Source organism: Arthrobacter sp. RT-1 (genome assembly GCF_003367205.1).
Taxonomy (GTDB): domain Bacteria; phylum Actinomycetota; class Actinomycetes; order Actinomycetales; family Micrococcaceae; genus Arthrobacter.
In genome coordinates this window covers 146,476-164,596 of the sequence record NZ_QRGQ01000012.1, presented here as the reverse complement: position 1 = coordinate 164,596, position 18,121 = coordinate 146,476, and the positions used below count along the sequence as shown (strand labels likewise).

17 protein-coding genes are annotated in these 18,121 nt (G+C 67.1%); 12 read left to right on the top strand and 5 right to left on the bottom strand.

Features of this window, described 5'->3' with window-relative positions; translation table 11 throughout:
• Positions 1-72: 72 nt before the first annotated feature.
• Positions 73-1,272 carry a molybdopterin-synthase adenylyltransferase MoeB gene (gene moeB, locus DXK94_RS11845; RefSeq protein ID WP_115525119.1) on the top strand — a complete coding sequence of 400 codons (1,200 nt, stop codon included), beginning with the start codon at positions 73-75 and terminating at the stop codon, positions 1,270-1,272.
• A 125-nt stretch (positions 1,273-1,397) separates the two neighbouring features.
• Here moeB and DXK94_RS11840 read toward each other — a convergent pair whose 3' ends face one another.
• A complete protein-coding gene (locus DXK94_RS11840) occupies positions 1,398-2,714 on the bottom strand; it encodes a glutamyl-tRNA reductase (RefSeq protein WP_079597301.1) in 1,317 nt (438 codons plus the stop codon).
• A 158-nt stretch (positions 2,715-2,872) separates the two neighbouring features.
• Here DXK94_RS11840 and hemE point away from each other — a divergent pair, with 158 nt between their 5' ends.
• From hemE to hemL, 10 genes are all read left to right on the top strand, one after another.
• Positions 2,873-3,967 carry a uroporphyrinogen decarboxylase gene (gene hemE, locus DXK94_RS11835; protein WP_115525291.1) on the top strand — a complete coding sequence of 365 codons (1,095 nt, stop codon included), beginning with the start codon at positions 2,873-2,875 and terminating at the stop codon, positions 3,965-3,967.
• 3 nt (positions 3,968-3,970) lie between these two features.
• Complete coding sequence (hemG, locus tag DXK94_RS11830; RefSeq protein WP_115525118.1) at positions 3,971-5,428, top strand: protoporphyrinogen oxidase; 1,458 nt, start codon at positions 3,971-3,973, stop codon at positions 5,426-5,428.
• 111 nt (positions 5,429-5,539) lie between these two features.
• Entirely contained in the window at positions 5,540-6,538 is a 999-nt protein-coding gene (locus tag DXK94_RS11825; protein WP_115525117.1) for a hypothetical protein, read from the top strand.
• A 114-nt stretch (positions 6,539-6,652) separates the two neighbouring features.
• Positions 6,653-7,354, top strand: a complete 702-nt coding sequence (hemQ, locus tag DXK94_RS11820) for a hydrogen peroxide-dependent heme synthase (protein WP_079597298.1) — start codon at positions 6,653-6,655, stop codon at positions 7,352-7,354.
• On the top strand, positions 7,351-8,610 hold the full coding sequence (locus DXK94_RS11815; RefSeq protein ID WP_115525116.1) for a ferrochelatase: 1,260 nt from the start codon (positions 7,351-7,353) through the stop codon (positions 8,608-8,610). Before hemQ ends, DXK94_RS11815 begins: the two co-directional genes overlap by 4 nt.
• Positions 8,607-9,605, top strand: coding sequence for a hydroxymethylbilane synthase (gene hemC / locus DXK94_RS11810; RefSeq protein WP_115525115.1), 999 nt, complete (start codon positions 8,607-8,609; stop codon positions 9,603-9,605). Before DXK94_RS11815 ends, hemC begins: the two co-directional genes overlap by 4 nt.
• Positions 9,606-9,612: 7 nt before the next feature.
• Positions 9,613-10,491: a uroporphyrinogen-III synthase gene (locus DXK94_RS11805; RefSeq protein WP_115525114.1), complete on the top strand. Its 879-nt coding sequence runs from the start codon at positions 9,613-9,615 to the stop codon at positions 10,489-10,491.
• A gap of 10 nt (positions 10,492-10,501) precedes the next feature.
• Positions 10,502-11,485 (top strand): porphobilinogen synthase, encoded by a 984-nt coding sequence (gene hemB, locus DXK94_RS11800; RefSeq protein ID WP_115525113.1) that lies wholly within the window; start codon positions 10,502-10,504, stop codon positions 11,483-11,485.
• Positions 11,482-12,591 carry an LLM class flavin-dependent oxidoreductase gene (locus DXK94_RS11795; protein WP_115525112.1) on the top strand — a complete coding sequence of 370 codons (1,110 nt, stop codon included), beginning with the start codon at positions 11,482-11,484 and terminating at the stop codon, positions 12,589-12,591. The genes hemB and DXK94_RS11795 overlap by 4 nt, the downstream gene beginning before the upstream one ends.
• Positions 12,592-12,620: 29 nt before the next feature.
• Entirely contained in the window at positions 12,621-13,952 is a 1,332-nt protein-coding gene (hemL, locus tag DXK94_RS11790) for a glutamate-1-semialdehyde 2,1-aminomutase (protein ID WP_079597293.1), read from the top strand.
• A gap of 143 nt (positions 13,953-14,095) precedes the next feature.
• Here the strand turns inward: hemL and DXK94_RS11785 are convergent, their stop codons facing one another.
• From DXK94_RS11785 to DXK94_RS11770, 4 genes are all read right to left on the bottom strand, one after another.
• Positions 14,096-14,833 (bottom strand): amino acid ABC transporter ATP-binding protein, encoded by a 738-nt coding sequence (locus DXK94_RS11785; protein WP_079597292.1) that lies wholly within the window; start codon positions 14,831-14,833, stop codon positions 14,096-14,098.
• Positions 14,830-15,594, bottom strand: coding sequence for an amino acid ABC transporter permease (locus tag DXK94_RS11780; protein WP_050054485.1), 765 nt, complete (start codon positions 15,592-15,594; stop codon positions 14,830-14,832). Before DXK94_RS11780 ends, DXK94_RS11785 begins: the two co-directional genes overlap by 4 nt.
• A gap of 16 nt (positions 15,595-15,610) precedes the next feature.
• Positions 15,611-16,546 (bottom strand): ABC transporter substrate-binding protein, encoded by a 936-nt coding sequence (locus DXK94_RS11775; RefSeq protein WP_050054486.1) that lies wholly within the window; start codon positions 16,544-16,546, stop codon positions 15,611-15,613.
• 325 nt (positions 16,547-16,871) lie between these two features.
• Positions 16,872-17,582, bottom strand: coding sequence for a 3'-5' exonuclease (locus DXK94_RS11770; RefSeq protein WP_079597290.1), 711 nt, complete (start codon positions 17,580-17,582; stop codon positions 16,872-16,874).
• A 63-nt stretch (positions 17,583-17,645) separates the two neighbouring features.
• Between DXK94_RS11770 and DXK94_RS11765 the strand changes: the two genes are divergently transcribed.
• Complete coding sequence (locus DXK94_RS11765) at positions 17,646-18,062, top strand: MGMT family protein (protein WP_079597289.1); 417 nt, start codon at positions 17,646-17,648, stop codon at positions 18,060-18,062.
• Positions 18,063-18,121 lie beyond the last annotated feature (59 nt).

Sequence of the window (18,121 nt, the reverse complement as noted above, 5' to 3'; positions counted from 1 at the left end):
TTCCATTGCAGTTACCTCCACTTTACTGCGGGGTAATATGACCGGGCGGTATCCCGGGGCCTACATTGAAGTATGGCTTCGACTTTCACCGCAAATATTTCAACTGTTTCGCTGGATCCGTTGGTGGAACCGGCAGGTGAGCTCACCCCTGCCGAGGTGGAACGCTACTCGCGGCACCTCATTATTCCCGAGATCGGTACCCTGGGGCAGCGGCGGCTCAAGAACGCCAGGGTCCTGGTAATCGGCGCCGGCGGGCTCGGATCGCCGGCCCTGCTGTACCTCGCCGCAGCGGGCGTCGGAACAATCGGGATCATCGATGACGACACGGTGGACCTCAGCAACCTGCAGCGCCAGGTCATCCACGGCGTGGCCGACGTCGGCAGGCCGAAGATCGAGTCGGCCCGGGATGCGATTGCCGCGCTGAACCCGTTGGTGGATGTCCGGCTCCACGACGTGCGCCTGGACGCCGCCAACGCCCTGGAGCTGTTCGCCGGGTACGACCTGATCCTTGACGGGGCGGACAACTTTGCCACGCGCTACCTGGTGAACGACGCAGCCGCCATCCTCGGCAAACCCTACGTGTGGGGTTCAATCTTCCGGTTCGACGGCCAGGTCAGCGTCTTCTGGGAGAAGCACGGGCCCACTTACCGCGACCTCTACCCTGAGGCCCCGCCAGCGGGCTCTGTGCCCTCCTGCGGCGAGGGCGGCGTCTTTGGCATGCTGTGCGCAGCCGTGGGATCGCTGATGGTGACGGAGGCAGTCAAGCTGATCACCGGCGTCGGACGTTCCCTGCTGGGCCGTGTGGCGCTCTTCGACGCCCTGGGCGGCAGCTGGCGGGAAATCCGGGTGTCCAAGGACCCCGCAGCGGAGCCCATCACTGAACTGACGGATTACGAGGCGTTCTGCGGCATCACGCCGGCAGCCCAGTCGGGCACGGAACACACCGTCACTGCCACGCAGCTGGCCACCATGCTCGCATCGCGGAAAGCGGGGCTCAAGGACTTTGAGCTCGTGGACGTCCGGGAGCCGGGCGAGTACGACATCGTGCGGATCGACGGGGCGGTCCTCATCCCGCAGGGCAGGATCATGGCCGGCGACGCCTGGGCGGAGATCCCACAGGACAAGGACATTGTCTTCCACTGCAAGTCCGGAGCGCGCTCGGCGAATGTCCTGGCGGCGGCCCGGAAGGCGGGGTACGAGCGGATCAGCCATCTCGACGGCGGCATTCTCGCCTGGGTGCGTGACGTGGAACCCCAGAAGCCCGTCTACTGACAAACCGCCTCAGCGACGCTCTCTCACTTATTGCCCTTAAATTTGCGACGCTCTCTCACTTTCTAAAAGGAAGTGAGAGAGCGTCGTCGTTTAAGCAACGTTAAGTGAGAGAGCGTCGGTGAGGGTCAGGCGCTTTCGAGGCCCCGGTGGTCCACCGGGCATTCCGCCTGGGCTGTGGGGCTAGCGGGCTGCTCCACGGTGATGCCGTAGAGGGCTTCCAGGGCCGCCACGTATTCGTCCTGCTGGCCGTTGGCCGCCAGCTCGCGGGCGCGGACCGTGGGCACGTGGAGCAGCTGCTTGACCATGCGGCGAAGCGCGAATTCCACTTCCTCGGCAGCGGCGGTGCAGCCGTGCCGTGCCCGGACTTTTTCCATTTCTGCGTCCAGGACGTTCATAGTGTGCCGACGGAGGGCAACAATCGCCGAATCCACGGAGCGGGCCTCACGTTCCTGCTCAAAGGCCTTCGCGGCGCCGTTGACGATGCCACTTGCCTGCGTCAGCGATTCGGCCTGCTCCTGTGGCGCGGCGAGGCGCACCGATTCCAGGGTGAGGAGTTCGACGCCGTCGAGCTCACCCACGGCGGGATCGAAATCATGTGTCAGTGCCAGGTCAATGGCGATCAGCGGCTGCGGGGAATTGGCGCGCACCTGGGCCAGTTCATCGGCCTCCACCCGGGTATCGGAACCGCTGCACCCGATCATGACGTCCGCGGCAGCAACCGCGGGATACAGTGTTTCGGCGTCGAGGGCGGTACCGCCACGGGTGGCGACGAATCCCTCGGCACGGCCGGAGGACGAAAAGACCGAGATGTCCGTGCAGCCCCGTTCACGCAGCAGCGCCATGGTTGCGCCGGCGTAGGCACCGGTCCCGAACACCACCACTTTTTTGGTGGTCCAGTCCTGGTTCTCGGAAAGGTCTGTTGCCAGGTCCAATGCCACCGACACGATGGACAGGCCACGCGAACCTAGCGCTGTTTGGGCGCCGACGTCCTTGGCGGTCTTGGAGGCGGCCTGGAACAGCCGCACCAGTCCGGAGCTGGCGGTGCCTTCGTGCTGGGCGGTGATCAGTGCCCGCCTGACCTGGCCCGCGATTTCCCGTTCACCGACGACGGCGGAGTCCAGTCCGGCGCTGACGGCGAAGAGGTGCTGGCTTACTTCAGGGCCGGTGCGGGTGCTGAAGGAACGGGACACAAGCGATTCGCTGAGTCCGCTGACATCGCTGATCTGGGCTACAAGGGCCGCGCGGGCGGCCTCGACGTCGTCCGGGTGCGGCGCTTCGCCGTAGATTTCGTAGCGGTTGCAGGTGGCAAGGACAACCGCACCCTTCACTGCCGGTGATCCGGAGAGAGCGGATGTGGCAATACCAGAGGAACCGTTGCTCAACTGGGCAACGGTCTCAAGATCGATGTCGGCGTGTGTAGCCACCAATGAAAAAAGAACCACAACGGATCAATCATAGCTTTTTCGTTCCTCGGTAGAACAACTACCTGCCCCGTCAAGGGCCGGAGGGGCTTGTGATTCCCGCCACGGCGGCCGCGGGGCCCCAACGGGAGACAGTCTGTCGTTATCTTTTGGCGCTGATTTTCGGCACAATCGATGGCATGACTCCTAGCCCTGCCGTCTCCGCTGCCGGCGTACTTGCCGCTGACCATCCACTGCTGGACGGCCGCACCGCGGACTCCCCGCTGATAACGGCCTACCGCGGCGGCAAGCCGTCCCGCCGTCCCGTCTGGTTCATGCGGCAGGCAGGTCGTTCACTGCCCGAATACCTCAAGGTGCGCGAGGGCATCGCCATGCTCGACTCCTGCCTCCGGCCTGAACTGGCATCCGAGATCACGCTGCAGCCGGTCCGCCGCCACGACGTCGATGCGGGGATCTTCTTCTCGGACATCGTCATTCCGCTCAAGCTTGCCGGTGTGGGCGTGGACATCGTCCCGGGCGTGGGCCCTGTCCTCGACAAGCCCGTCCGTACGGCCGCGGACGTCGCGGCGCTTCCCCAGCTGACATGGGAAGCCCTGGAACCCATCCGGGAAGCGGTCCGGCTGACGGTGGCCGAACTGGGCAAGACGCCGCTGATCGGGTTCGCCGGCGCCCCCTTCACGCTTGCGGCCTACATGGTTGAAGGCAAGCCTTCCCGCGACCACCTCGGGCCGCGCACCATGATGCACGCCGACCCGGAAACCTGGAACGCCCTGGCCAACTGGGCCGCCGACGCCTCCGGCATGTTCCTCCAGGCGCAGCTGGAAGCCGGCGCGTCCGCCGCGCAGCTGTTCGACTCCTGGGCAGGTTCGCTGGGACTGGCCGATTACACCCGGTTTGTTGCCCCGGCGTCGTCCCGCGCCCTGGACCATGTGCGGCACCTCGGCGCGCCGCTCATCCACTTCGGCACGGGAACTTCCGAGCTCCTCGTTGCCATGCGCGACGTGGGCGTCGACGTGGTGGGCGTGGACTACCGGCTGCCGCTGGATGAAGCGAACCGTCGGCTGGGCGGCACCGTTCCGTTGCAGGGAAACATCGATCCTGCCCTGCTGTCGGCGCCCTGGGACGTTCTTGAAGCGCACGTCCGCGAGGTCATCGCCGCCGGCTCCGCCGCCCCCGGGCACGTCCTCAACCTTGGCCACGGCGTGCCGCCCGAGACGGACCCGGCAGTCCTGACCCGGGTGGTTGAACTCATCCACTCCATCTCCCCGGAGTAACCGGTGGGCAGTGCGCCGCTGGACCCCGGAACCGCGCTGGTGCTGGGCGGCGGCATCTCCGGGCTGCTCTCCGCGCGGGAGCTGGCTGCCGCCGGGTACCGGGTCACCCTCCTGGAGGCCGGCAGCGGGTGGGGCGGCTGCGTGGGCAGCCATGTGGTGGCCGGCCTGACCCTGGACAGCGGTGCCGAGTCCTTTGCCACGCGGTCCAATGCCGTCTCCGGACTTGCCGCTGAACTGGGCCTGGCGGACAGCATTGTGGCTCCAAGGCCCGGCGGGGCATGGGTGCAGCTCCCCGAAGGCCCCCGTGAACTTCCCAAGACCGGGATACTCGGCATCCCGGCCAACCCCTGGGACCCGGAGGTCCGCCGGACCCTTGGCCTCCCGGGTTCCCTGCGTGCTTCCCTGGACTGGTTCCTGCCCGCTTCGGTAGGAAGCGGGCGTGACATAGTCAGCGTCGCCGCCCTCGTCAAGGCCAGGATGGGCGCCCGGGTGCTGGAACGGCTCGTAGCCCCGGTGGTGGGCGGTGTCCATTCTGCCGATCCTGCACTGCTCGACGTCGACATGGTGGCTCCCGGGCTCCGCGCCAGGCTCCGGCAGCACGGCTCCCTCGCCGCGGCCGTAGCCGCCCAGCGGCGCGGCGGGCACAAGGCGGCAGGAGTGCCGGGCGCCTCCACCTCCGGCCAACCCGCCAAAGCCGGGTCCGCCGTCGCCGGCCTGGCAGGCGGCATGCATACCCTGGTGGATGCGCTGGTTAAGGATCTCCGCGGGCGGGGTGTCACGCTCTTGGCCGACACGCCGGCCGTTTCGGTCGCCCGCTCACCAGAGGGATGGCGCGTCCAGTCCGTCGGCGGAACGTTCGACGCCGGCGTGCTGGTGGTGGCGGTGGACGGCCCCACCGCCGTCGACCTGCTGGAAGGGCCGGTCCCCGCGATTGCAGGCAAGAAGCCGGCATCAGGACCGGACATAAAGCTTGTCACCCTGGTGCTGGACAACCCCGGCCTGGACAGCCGCCCCCGCGGCACGGGTGTGCTGGTGGCACCGCAGACCCCCGGGATCGAAGCAAAGGCGCTGACCCATGCCACCGGCAAATGGCAGTGGCTGGCAGATGCAGCTGGCCCCGGAAGACATGTCCTGCGTCTCTCCTATGGCAGGGCGGACGGGGCAGGGGAACCATCCGCCGGGCCGGAGACCGATGACAGCCTCCTGGCCGCCTCCCTGCGCGATGCGGCGGCGCTGCTGGGCGTCGGCATTACCAGGGAAAGCCTGGTTGATTGGGACGTTGTCCGCTGGCGTGGGTCCCTGCCGTTTGCCGCCGTCGGCCACCGCGCACGAGTCACGGCGATCCGGGAAGCCTGCACAGCGGCCGGAAGCCTGGCCCTGGTGGGTGGTTGGGTGGCGGGCAACGGGCTGGCAGCCGTGGTGTCCGACACTCGGACACAAGTTCGGAGTCTGACGGGCTGAACGTTGTCGCTGGTCAGCGCGCCATCAGCTCTAAGCCTGCCTCTCCCGGGCGGCGGTTTGCCCTTTTGCCGGTTTTAAGTTCCCCCGCCGATCTGGTTAGGGTCGGTGACTATGGTTGACAACAGGTCCGAGCTTTCCATGTCCCGGACCGGTATCCATGGGGGAATCCGGCGCGGCTCAGCAGCTGCGGCAATCGGAGCGGTACTGGTTCTAGCCACCGGCGTTTCTGCGTCCCAAGCAGCGGAGGTGACGCCCGACCCTGGTGACCCGGCCGCACCCGTCACGCAGCAGAACAAGATCCTCCCCCTGGAAGCCTCCCTGCAGGGCCAGTCCGAGGCCGCCCGGCAGGATGCCCCCGGCCAGAACCGCGACGGGAAAGATGCCAAGGGCAAGGAATCCGGCGGCAACGGAAACGGAAAGGGAAAGCAAGCCGATCCCGGCAAGGCTCCCAGCCCCAGCCCATCCGCAAGTGCCTCCGCGATTGCAGTGCCGCCGGCGCTTCTCCCGGCGGTAACGGCCACCCTGAGTCCCTCAGCAACCGCCGCACCCACGCCCAGCACGGAGCCGTCTGGCGCGCCCACGGCCAGCGCGCCGGGTGCCGGCAAGACTCCCACCACGCCCTCTGCAACATCGGCTCCGGCGCCGTCGCGAACTGCGCCGGCCGCCTCCGCCGCCACTCCGGCCCCTGCTTCAGCGCCGGCTCCGGACGCAGGGGTTTCGGACAGCCCGGAAACCTCCGCGGCCCCCGCAGGCGCACCGGCAGCAAACCCGGCATCCCCTGCATCCCCTGCATCAGAGCCGGGCAAACTTGCGGCGGCGGCGGAGGAGCAAACCGGAATCGACGCCACGGCAGGACAAGCACCCTTTGCCGGGACGGCTGCTACGGACCGCCAGGCCGCTGCTTCACCCTTGTATTCCTCGCCCTACGCCGCGCCGCAGGCCACCGGTTGGACGCCGTACTCCACGGGCACGCCGGGCAGCACGCCGCGCAGCAATGCCCGGCTTGCTGCACAGCCGGAACCGCGCAGCGCCATGGTCTGGCTGGGCTCAGGGCTGGTTGGCGTGGCTGGTGCCGCCGGGCTGGTCCTTTTCCGCCTGCGCAACCCCTAGGCCGGCACCCGGTCGGTGCCGGCCTGCGTGCACGGTTGTGACCTTGCGCACTTCTATGATCTGTAGAACTCGTTGGTTTCGACTTGACGCGTACTACAGGGCAAACTTGTAACCATGAGCCACACTTCTGCCGAATCTGTCACTAAAACCGAAGAATCAGCCGAGCAGTTCTTCACTCTTTGGACGGTCTTCAAGCGGTCCGAGGCAGTGGTCCGCAGCGCCAATGCCGCCGCTGACTTCGAGGCCCTGCTGGAACGGCTTGCCGAAGCGGGCGTGACCCACCGCGGCAGCTACGACGTCTCGGCCATGCGCGCCGACGCCGACATTATGGTGTGGCTCCACGGCCCCAAGCCGGAAGCCCTGCAGCAGGCCATCCGCGACATCCGCCGCAGCACCCTTTTCACCGGAACCGAGATCGTCTGGTCTGCCATGGGTGTCCACCGCGAGGCTGAGTTCGCGAAGAACCACACGCCCGCATACTCCCGTGGGGTGGCACCGGCTGAATGGCTGTGCGTCTACCCGTTCGTCCGCTCCTACGAGTGGTACATCCTTCCCGAGGCCGAGCGCGGAAAGATGCTTCGCGACCACGGCCTGCTGGGCCGCGACTTCCCGCAGGTCATCTCCAACACGGTCTCCTCCTTCGCCCTGGGCGACTGGGAGTGGATCCTCGGCCTGGAAGCTCCCGAGCTTGTGGACCTGGTGGACCTGATGCGCCACCTGCGCGCCACGGAAGCACGCAACCACGTCCGCGAGGAAATCCCGTTCTACACAGGACGCCGGATCTCCGCCGAAGAGGTAGCCGAGGTCCTCGCATGAGTCCCCTTGATCCGCAGGGAACCACCGCCGTTAACCCTGTCACCGAGGCCGGCCGGATGGCCCCGAAGGATTACGACGCCGTCCTCCTCGCCTCCTTCGGCGGCCCCGAAGGGCAGGAGGACGTCATCCCGTTCCTCCGCAACGTCACCCGCGGGCGCGGGATCCCGGACGAGCGGCTCGAGGAAGTCTCGCACCACTACCGTGCCAACGGCGGTATCAGCCCCATCAACCAGCAGAACCGCGAGCTCAAGGCGGCACTCGAAGCCGAACTGGCCGCCCGGGGCATCGAACTTCCGGTGCTGTGGGGCAACCGCAACTGGGCGCCCTACATCCCGCAGACCCTGCAGGACGCGTACGACGCCGGCCACCGCCGGGTGCTGATGATCACCACCAGTGCCTACTCCTGTTACTCCAGCTGCCGCCAGTACCGCGAGGACATCGGCATGGCCCTGACCGAAACCGGCCTGGACGGACGCCTGGAGGTGGACAAGGTCCGCCAGTACTTCGACCACCCCGGCTTCGTGGAGCCGTTCGTGGAAGGCACTGCCGCCGGCCTCGCCGACGTCCGTGCCAAGCTGGCAGAAGCCGGAACCCCGGACGCGCCCATCCAGATCCTCTTCGCCACGCACTCCATCCCCACCCGGGACGCCGACGCAGCGGGCAGGTCCGAGGGCGAACCACGCGAATTCGAGGAAGGCTCGGCCTACGTGGCCCAGCACCTGGCTACCGCCGCGGCCGTCATCGGGCGGGTCCAGGAGGAATCCGGCCTGACCGCACCCTGGTCCCTGGTGTACCAGTCCCGCTCCGGCGCCCCGCACGTGCCGTGGCTTGAGCCTGACATCAACGACGCCATCGAGGAGCTGGCCGGCCAGGGCACCAAGGGCATCGTCATCGTGCCGCTGGGCTTCGTCAGCGACCACATGGAAGTTGTCTGGGACCTGGATACGGAGGCCCTGGAAACCTGCGCCAACCTGGGCCTGGCCGCCACCCGCGTCCCAACGCCCGGAACGCACCGCAAATTCGTCAACGGCCTGGTGGACCTGATCTCCGAACGCACTGCGGCCAACAACATCAGCGACCGCCCCGCGGTGACGGACCTGGGCCCCTGGTACGACGTATGCCGGCCCGGGTGCTGCGCGAACTTCCGCGGCGAAAAGCCCACCATCGCCGGGGCGGATACGACGGTCGGCACGGGCCATGACCCCTATCCCGCGGCAGCAGGCCGGGACGCAACCCAGGGAGCAGCACAGCAGTGACCGTCCGGATCGGAACCCGCGCCAGCAAGCTGGCCCTGACCCAGACGCAGCAGACCGCGGACCAGCTCGCCGCCGTCGGAGGCTTCCCCGTGGAGCTCGTCCACATCAGGACCGACGGCGACGTCCTTACAGGATCGCTGTCGCAAATGGGCGGCACCGGCGTTTTCGTGGCCGCCCTGCGCGACGCGCTGCTCCGGAACGAGTGTGACGTCGCCGTCCATTCCCTGAAGGACCTGCCCACCGGGGCGGCAGTGGGTCTTAGCCTTGCGGCGACGCCGCGGCGCGTGGATGTCCGTGACGTCCTCTGCGCACGGGACGGGCTGAAGCTCGCCGATCTACCCGCCGGTGCCACGGTGGGGACGGGTTCGCCCCGCCGCGCCGCCCAGCTCCGCGCGGCCCGGCCCGATCTGGAAATCCTGGACATCCGCGGCAATGTTGATACCCGCCTCGGCAGGGTCCCCGGGCTCCCCGGCAACACCACGGACCAGGTTGTTCCGGGAAAGTCCTGCGACCTTGACGCCGTTGTGCTGGCGGCAGCCGGCCTGGAGCGCATCAACAGGCTGGACGCCGTCAGCGAATACCTGGAGACGGACGTTATGCTCCCCGCCGCCGGACAGGGTTCCCTGGCGATCGAATGCCGCACCGCCGATGCACCTCCTAGGCCCGGTTCAACCGAAGGATCCCGGCGGGTGCTGGCCCAGGCGCTGGCGGCACTCGATGACCCGGACACCCGGCTCGCCGTCACCGCGGAGCGGGCCCTGCTGGCCCGGCTTGAGGCCGGGTGCGCGGCTCCGGTGGGCGCCTACGCCTACCGCAAGGGCAGCATGCTTCACCTGGAAGCCGTGGTGTGTGCCGTGGACGGCACAGCTTCGGTCCGGGACACGCGCGCGACTGACGGGCTGACCGAAGTGGGGGCCACCCTGCTGGGCATCGAACTGGCCGAAGTCCTCCTTGCCGGCGGGGCCGCCGACATCGCAGACCTGCAGGCTTCCTGACCTGGCCATGGGATCGCCTTCCCGTGCATCCGGTCCGGACCAACCGCTCAGCGGAGCCCGGGTCCTGGTCACGCGCAGCCCCGAACGCTCGCTCTCGCTCGTGGCTGCACTGGAGGAGGCCGGAGCCAGCGCCGTCCTCCTGCCGCTCATCGACTTCGAACGGGCGGCAGACCAGCATTCCCTTGACGTAGCCTGCGATGCCCTGGGCGCCGGCGCCTTCGACTGGCTGGTGGTCACGAGTGCCACCACAGTCCATGTGCTGCTGGCCAAGGCGCAGGACCGCGGCGTGGTGCTCAACCAGTGGATCCCTGCCGGCACCCGTATCGCTGCCATCGGTCCGGCGACGCGCGGGCTGCTGGAAGCGAACGGGTTAGTTGTCCACCTGGCGCCTTCGGGCGAGCAGTCCGCCGCCGGGTTGCTCGAGGTGTGGCCGGGCGGAGGCAGGGTCCTGCTGCCGCAGGCCGACATCGCTGCACCCCGGCTGGCCGAAGGCCTGCTCGCGGCGGGCAGCAACGTTACTGTGGTCACCGCCTACCGGACCGTCGAATACCCGGCGTCAGCGGAGCGCAGGCTCGCCCTCCCGGTGGAAGACGGGGGACCGGGCCAGGCGCCGCCGTCGTACTCGCTGCTGTCACCGGCCGCTGCCGCTGCCGGGATCGCGGACGGAAGCATCCATGCGGTCGTCGCAGCCTCGCCCAGCGCGGTGCGGCGCATCGCTGACCTCACACCGCTGCACCGCTGCCGCCTTGTGGTGATTGGGCGTTCGACGGCGGAGCAGGCGGCCGCGCTTGGCCTGCCGGTGGCCGCGGTGGCGGCTGAGCCCACGCCGGAAGGCCTTGTTGCCGCCGTCGAAGCCGCCCTTGGGCACCAACCTGAAACAACGTGAAGGACAGGACATGACATTTCCCAGCCAACGCCCCCGCCGCCTCCGCACCACGCCTGCCATGCGCCGGCTGACCACTGAAACACGCCTGGCGCCGGCCGAGCTCATCCTTCCGGCCTTCATCAGGGAGGGGCTGACCGAACCCAATCCCATCACGTCCATGCCGGGCGTTGTCCAGCACACCACAGACACCCTCAAGCGTGCCGCCGCCGAGGCTGTTGAGCTGGGACTCGGCGGGATCATGCTCTTCGGCATCCCCGAAACCCGCGATGCCGAGGGCTCGGCCTCCCTGGACCCGGAGGGTGTGCTGAACAAGGCCATCCGGGACGTCCGGGTCGAGGTGGGTGATGATCTGGTGATCATGAGCGACGTGTGCCTGGACGAGTTCACGGACCATGGCCACTGCGGCGTGCTCGACGACGACGGGTACGTGGACAACGACCGGACCGTGGAAATCTACGCCCGGATGGCCGTGGCGCAGGCCGATGCCGGAGCCCACATGCTGGGCCCTTCCGGAATGATGGACGGACAGATCGCCGCGATCCGTGCCGCCCTTGACGAAGCCGGCCACATCAACACCTCAGTCATTGCCTATGCCGCGAAGTACGCGTCCGCTTTCTACGGCCCGTTCCGGGAGGCGGTGGATTCGCAGCTGAAAGGTGACCGCCGGACGTACCAGATGGACGCCGGCAACCGCACCGAGGCCCTGCGTGAGGTGGAACTCGACCTGGCGGAGGGCGCCGACATCGTGATGGTGAAGCCGGCCATGAGCTACCTGGACATCGTGGCCGACGTCGCCGCGATGAGCCCCGTGCCGGTAGCCGCGTATCAGATCTCCGGCGAGTACGCCATGATCGAAGCGGCCGCGGCCAACGGCTGGATCGACCGGCGGGCGGCCATCACCGAGTCCGTGCTGGGAATCCGCCGGGCCGGTGCCCGCATGGTGCTGACGTACTGGGCGGCCGAACTGGCCGGCTGGCTCAAGGAATCCCGGTGAGCGAGGCCGTTTCCTCCGGATTCACCACTTCGCTCGGACCCGATGGGCAGAACCCGACCGCGCCCGTGGGCGATGACCGGATCCTGCTCGGCCTCAACACGTTCGGCGACGTCGGCGAGAAGCCCGACGGCAGCCCGCTGCCGCATGCGCAAGTCCTGCGGCAGCTGCTGGAACAGGCAGAGCTGGCAGACGCCGTCGGACTCCACGCATTTGGCGTGGGGGAGCACCACCGCAAGGACTTCGCGGTGTCCGCCCCGGAAGTCTTCCTGGCGGCGGCAGCCGCCCGCACGCAGCAGATCCGGCTCGGCTCCGCGGTCACGGTCCTCAGCTCGGATGATCCCATCCGCGTGTTCCAGCGGTTCTCCACGGTGGACGCCATCTCGAATGGCCGGGCGGAGGTGATGCTGGGCCGCGGGTCCTTCGTTGAATCCTTCCCGCTCTTTGGATTGGAACTGGCCGACTACGAACTCCTGTTCGAGGAGAAGCTGGAACTGTTCAGCAAGGTGCGGTCGCAGAAGCCTGTGCACTGGGAAGGCCGCACCCGGCCGGCCCTGCACGGCCTCAGCGTCTACCCGCCCCTGGAACACCATCTGCTGCCCACCTGGATCGGGGTTGGTGGAACACCCGAATCGGTTCTTCGCTGCGCGCAGTACGGCTATCCGATCATCTTCGCCATCATCGGCGGCCAGCCGCGGGCCTTCCGGCCGCTGGCTGACCTCTACCGCGAAGCCATGTCCAAGTACGGGCACCCGATGCAGCAGATGGCCACGCATTCGCCGGGGCACGTTGCCCCCACCGACGAAGAGGCCAGGGAGGAATTCTTTCCGCACTGGCTGACGCTGCGGAACAGGATCGGAGCCGAACGTGGCTGGGGTCCCGCCGGACGGTCCGAGTTCGACGCGATGTGCGCTCCCGAGGGTGCCCTTTACGTCGGGTCACCGGAGACTGTGGCCCGGAAAATCGTCCTGCTGAAGCAGAACCTTGGGGTGGACCGCTTCGACCTGAAGTACAGCAGCGGGCCGTTGCCGCACGGGGCGATGATGCGGTCCATTGAGCTCCTGGGCACGGCAGTGGCGCCCAGGGTGGCTGAACTGCTCGGCAGCTGACGCGCCGGCTAACTGAGAGAATAGGAACCATGACTTCCAGCAATCCTCGCAACGAGGCACTCTTCGACCGCGCCCGCCAGCTGATGCCGGGCGGCGTCAACTCACCGGTCCGCGCCTTCGGATCCGTGGGCGGGACCCCGCGCTTCATGGTCGCCGCCAAAGGGCCGTACCTGACGGACGCCGACGGCAAGGAATACGTGGACCTGGTGTGCTCCTGGGGCCCCGCCCTGCTGGGCCACGCGCACCCGGCCGTGCTGGATGCCGTTCACGCCGCCGTGGACCGCGGGCTGTCCTTCGGCGCATCCACCCCGGATGAGGCCAACCTGGCCGCCATTGTCCAGGAACGCGTGCCCGCCGTCGAACGTCTCCGCATGGTGTCCACCGGCACCGAAGCCACCATGACCGCCGTCCGCCTGGCCCGCGGCGTCACCGGCCGCAACCTGATCGTCAAGTTCGCCGGCTGCTACCACGGGCACCTTGACAGCCTCCTGGCATCGGCGGGCTCGGGCGTGGCAACGCTCGCCCTTCCCGGCTCGGCCGGTGTCACCGAAGCCACCACGGCCGAGACCCTGGTGCTGCCGTACAACGACCTCGCGGCGGTCAAGGAAGCCTTTGCCACCCACGGGCAGAACATCGCGGCCGTCATCACCGAGGCCGCCCCGGCCAACATGGGCGTGGTCACTCCTGAGGAAGGCTTCAATCTGGGGCTGTCGCGCATCACCCGCGAGCACGGCGCGCTGCTCATCGTGGACGAGGTCCTGACCGGCTTCCGCACCGGCTACTCCGGGTATTGGGGCCTCACCGGCGGAGCGCCGGACGCCGCCGAACCCTGGACCCCGGACCTGCTCACCTTCGGCAAGGTCATCGGCGGCGGAATGCCGACGGCGGCCCTCGGCGGGCGTGCCGACGTTATGGACCACCTGGCGCCCACCGGTCCGGTCTATCAGGCCGGCACCCTGTCGGGTAACCCTGTGGCGATGGCGGCGGGCGTGGCCACCCTGACCCACGCCACCCGGGACGTGTACTCGTTCATCGACGTCCGCTCCCTGGAGCTCTCCTCAGCCGTGTCCACCGCCCTTGACGCAGCAGGGGTGGACCACTCCATCCAGTTCGCCGGGAACCTGTTCTCCGTGGCCTTCGGTACGTCGGCCCACGGCGTCCACAATTACGCCGACGCCCAGGCGCAGGAGACCTTCCGCTACGCACCGTTCTTCCACTCGATGCTGGAATCGGGCGTCTACCTGCCGCCGTCGGTCTTCGAAGCCTGGTTCCTCTCGGCAGCGCACGACGACGCCGCCATGAACCGGATCTACGACGCCCTACCGGCAGCAGCAAAGGCCGCGGCGGCCGCCCAGGGCTAGTCCCGCCGTCGACGGTTAACTCCCCGCGAGATGGCAGTTAACGGCAATCCCGGCGCGCGGAACTGCCGTTAAGTGCAATCTCGCCGCCGACAAAGAAATCCCCGGTTGCGGCGCAACCGGGGATTTCTTTTATGCTGCAGGCGTTACAGGACGTCCGAGAGGAAGCCCTTGAGCCGGTCCGTGCGGGGCGCGGTGAAGAGCTGTTCCGGAGGCCCGGACTCCACCACAACACCTGCATCCATGAACGTCACGATGTCCGACACGTTGCGGGAGAAGCCCATCTCGTGGGTGACCACCACCATGGTCATGCCGCCCTTCGCAAGGTCCGTCATCAGCGCCAGGACACCCTTCACCAGCTCAGGGTCCAGGGCCGAGGTGGCCTCGTCGAAGAACATGACTTCCGGCTTCATGGCCAGCGCGCGGGCAATCGCGACGCGCTGCTGCTGGCCGCCGGAGAGGTTGGCCGGGCGGGCGTCAGCCTTGTGCTTCAGGCCCACCAGGTCCAGCTGCTCAAGGGCTTCGGCGCGCGCCTGGTCCGCGGGCAGCTTCCGGAGCTTGCGGAGCGCCAGCGAAACGTTCTCCACCACGGTCTTGTGCGGGAACAGGTTGAACTGCTGGAACACCATGCCGATCCGCTGCCGGAGCTCGTCCGGGTTGTCCTTTAGGACCGAACGGCCATCCAGCAGGATGTCGCCCTGGTCCGGCTCGATCAGCCGGTTCATGACCCGCAGCAGCGTGGATTTACCTGACCCGGAGGGGCCGATCACCGATGCCGTGGTGCCCTTCTCCACGTGCAGGTCAATGCCGCGGAGAACATGGTTGTGGCCGAATGAGAGGTGCAGGTTCTTGCCGGTCAGGGTTCCGGAAGCGAACTCCGTCATGCCTGTGCCCCCTTGCCGATAGGTGCTGCCAGCTCATCCGGTTCCTTCTTCTCCGGCTTGCCGGTCCGCAGCCGGTGGTCGATGAAGTTCACGAAGTGGGTGAGCGGGACGGTCAGGATCAGGTACAGCACACCGGCCGCAACCAGCGGTGAAAGGTTTCCCGTGTTAGCCATGGCGTCATTTCCGATCCGGAAGATTTCCCGGTCGGAGGCGGCCAGGCCCAGCATAAACACCAGCGAGGAATCCTTCAGCAGCGAGATGAACTGATTCACCAGGGCCGGAAGGACCCGGCGGATGCCCTGCGGCACCACCACCAGCCGCATGGAGCTGCCGTAGCTGAATCCGAGCGCCCTGGAGGCCTCCAACTGTCCCTTTTCAACACTCTGGATGCCGGACCGGAAGATCTCGCCGATGTAGGCGGCTGCGATCAGGGTCAGGGCCAGGATGCCCAGCGGATAAGGGTTCCGCGAACCCGTGATCTCACGGGCGATCGGGCTCAGTCCGATGCCGATCACCAGGATGACGAGGATGGCCGGGAGGCCGCGGAAAATATCGGTGTAGATACGTGCCACCCACCGGGCTCCCGCGTTGCGGGAGATCCCCATCATGGCCAGCAGCAGCCCCAGCAGGGAACCGAGAACGCCGGAGGCCACAGCCAGAATCAGGGTGTTGGGCAGACCCACCATGAGCAGGGCGGGAATGACTTTCGCCATTTCCTCCCAGTTGAAGAAGGTGTCAGCAAGCTGGTCCAGGAGATCCATGAACGTCCCGGCTCAATCAGCTCTGGGGAACCGTGGCGGCCTTGCTGCCCGGCTTCCAGTCAGTCGGCATTTCGCGGTCCGGGTACCACTCCTTGGTCAGCTTGGACCAGGTCCCGTCTTCAACAACGGCGTCAAGGCCCGAATTCAGCGCATCAATCAGGGGCTGGTTGTCCTTGGCCACAGCGTAGGCAGTGAAGTTCTCGGTATTGATCTTGGACTCGACGATGGCGGTGCCGTCGCCTTCCTTGACCTGGCCCTCAGCCTGCTGGGAAGGTGCCACCCAGGCATCCACCTGGCCGTTGCGGACGTTGGCGTACACGGTGGCGTAATCCGGGAAGCGGATCGGTTCCATGTTCAGCGTGTTGGTGACGTAGTCGTCCTGGACCGTGCCCTGGACAACGCCGATGCGCAGATCCTCCGTCAGGTCGTCAAAACTCTTGACGTCGCCGTCGGTCTTGGCCACAACGGCCATGAAGCCGAAGTCGTAGCCGTTGGTGAAGCCGACATTCTGGCGGCGGGCTTCGGTGGTGGAGATGGAGGAGGACCCGACGTCAAACTGCCGGGTGGAAACCTGGGAGAGCAGGGCGGAGAAGTCGGTGGCAACGAATTCGACCTCGAGGCCGAGCTTGCCGGCAATAGCGCGCAGCAGTTCGTTGTCGTAGCCCGTGAACTTGCCGGAGGGATCAATGAAGATGTTCGGGGGTGCATCCGAGAGGGTGCCCACCTCGAGCTTGCCTTCGGTGTTCAGGCCGAGCTTGGTCTTGTCGATCTGGTCGATCGGGGTGACGTCGTCAGTGGTGTACTTGTCCAGCGTCTGCTGGTCGCTGCCGGCGAGGGCGTCAGTCGGGGTACCGCTGGGCTGCGAGGATCCTGAGCCGCAGGCTGCCAGGGAAACAGCGAGGGCGAGTGCAACGGGCGCGGTAGTGAGCCACTTCATCGCTTTGATTTTCATCAGGTTGTCACTTTCATTGAGTCATAAGTCAACCGGGCCGCAAGGCTGCGCTGGTGGCGCCTGGCACCTGCCCGGTGCTGGTCAAGCACGTCCAGGGCAGGGGTGACCGCAAAACTTTATTCTCTCACTTCCACGCTTCAGTGCGGCGGGCTGAATAAGGAAGAGCTGTTCTCCGCCAAGGCCGAAGAATATTCCGCTGTGGCACATTGGCGGCGTCCGGAGCACCGGATTCAGGCGCAGGGAGCGAATAGCCGACGTCACGAGCGTGTACCGGCGGGGCGGTGCGGGACATGTGACTTGCCTCGCACCATGGGCGGTGGGCCGCCTAGAAGCCGCCGATGCTGGCGTCCTGGGGAGGAAGGACCGGCCAGTCACCTTCGATCACAGCGGCCGGCTTGGTCTTGCGGAGGTAGCCCTGGAAGTCTGCTGCCTGGCTGACGGCCCAGTCCACCTGCAGTTGGTGAAGCTGGCTGGCGGGCATCATCAGCTTGGGAAACTTGCCCGCCATGGCGTCCAGGACCTTCAGCGTGGCCAGGGCATCAGCCGCCGAGGTGTGCGCGTTGTCCAGGACTACCCCGTACTCCTCGCACAGCGCCGTCAGGGTCCGCTTGCCCTTGCGGTAGCGGTCAACCTGCTTGTTCATGATGTACGGGTCCAGGACGGGGAACCGGGTGAGCTGGGGCACGCCATACCGGGCGGACTCCGCGGCCAGCACCGTGAAGTCGTAGCTGGCGTTGAAGGCGATGACCGGGACGCCGGCGTCGAAAAGATCCTGCAGGACAGCTGCCAGTTCCCTGGTGACCTCGTGGGCAGGCCGCCCGTCCCGCCGGGCCTGTTCGGTGGTGATCCCGTGCACATCGCTGGCCTCGGTGGGTATCTCGACGCCCGGGTCCGCCAGCCACTCATGCTCGTCGATGACGTCTCCCTTGTGGTCCACAACGGTCACCGAGGCCGTGACAATCCGCGCGGCACGCGAATTGCGTCCGGTGGTTTCGAGGTCGAAAGCTGCTCGGGGGAGGGTGTTCCAGGTGCTCATGTTTCAACGCTAACGGGCACCTCCGACAATTCCCGGGAGCGCCACTGCGGCTAGATTGGATCAATGCGGATTGAGTACGTGGAGGCGGTGCTGGCGGTAGTGGAGCTGGTACCGCCGGGGTCCGCTGTCTCGTACGGGGATGTCTCCGAACTGCTCGGCTCGGGTGGACCCCGCCAGGTGGGCTCGGTCATGAGCCATTACGGAAGCGGCGTTCCCTGGTGGCGGGTCCTCAAAGCGAGCGGACATGCCCCCGAAGGGCACGAGTCCGAAGCCCTGCGGCATTACCTTGAAGAAGGAACCCCGCTAGCCGGTGCCCACGAATCGTTCCTGCGTACCGGGGAAGGCCGCTGGCGGGTGGATCTTCCGGCCGCCCGGTGGACGCCAACCGACCCGGAGTTTGACCGAATGGACGCCATTGCTGAACAACTGGAGCGGCGGCTTCATCGATTGTCAGTGGCTGATGATGGAATGTCGGTGTGACAGTAACTCTTCCCTTCACGGAACCACGCGACGAGCAACGGCAAAGCCTGGAGTCCGGC

Excerpts from the sequence above, each read along its gene's own strand:
- moeB (WP_115525119.1), top strand. The coding sequence starts at position 73 with ATGGCTTCGACTTTCACCGCAAATATTTCAACTGTTTCGCTGGATCCG.
- hemE (WP_115525291.1), top strand. The coding sequence starts at position 2,873 with ATGACTCCTAGCCCTGCCGTCTCCGCTGCCGGCGTACTTGCCGCTGAC.
- DXK94_RS11825 (WP_115525117.1), top strand. The coding sequence starts at position 5,540 with ATGGTTGACAACAGGTCCGAGCTTTCCATGTCCCGGACCGGTATCCAT.
- hemQ (WP_079597298.1), top strand. The coding sequence starts at position 6,653 with ATGAGCCACACTTCTGCCGAATCTGTCACTAAAACCGAAGAATCAGCC.
- DXK94_RS11815 (WP_115525116.1), top strand. The coding sequence starts at position 7,351 with ATGAGTCCCCTTGATCCGCAGGGAACCACCGCCGTTAACCCTGTCACC.
- DXK94_RS11805 (WP_115525114.1), top strand. The coding sequence starts at position 9,613 with ATGGGATCGCCTTCCCGTGCATCCGGTCCGGACCAACCGCTCAGCGGA.
- hemB (WP_115525113.1), top strand. The coding sequence starts at position 10,502 with ATGACATTTCCCAGCCAACGCCCCCGCCGCCTCCGCACCACGCCTGCC.
- hemL (WP_079597293.1), top strand. The coding sequence starts at position 12,621 with ATGACTTCCAGCAATCCTCGCAACGAGGCACTCTTCGACCGCGCCCGC.
- DXK94_RS11785 (WP_079597292.1), bottom strand. The coding sequence starts at position 14,833 with ATGACGGAGTTCGCTTCCGGAACCCTGACCGGCAAGAACCTGCACCTC.
- DXK94_RS11780 (WP_050054485.1), bottom strand. The coding sequence starts at position 15,594 with ATGGATCTCCTGGACCAGCTTGCTGACACCTTCTTCAACTGGGAGGAA.
- DXK94_RS11775 (WP_050054486.1), bottom strand. The coding sequence starts at position 16,546 with ATGAAAATCAAAGCGATGAAGTGGCTCACTACCGCGCCCGTTGCACTC.
- DXK94_RS11770 (WP_079597290.1), bottom strand. The coding sequence starts at position 17,582 with ATGAGCACCTGGAACACCCTCCCCCGAGCAGCTTTCGACCTCGAAACC.
- DXK94_RS11765 (WP_079597289.1), top strand. The coding sequence starts at position 17,646 with ATGCGGATTGAGTACGTGGAGGCGGTGCTGGCGGTAGTGGAGCTGGTA.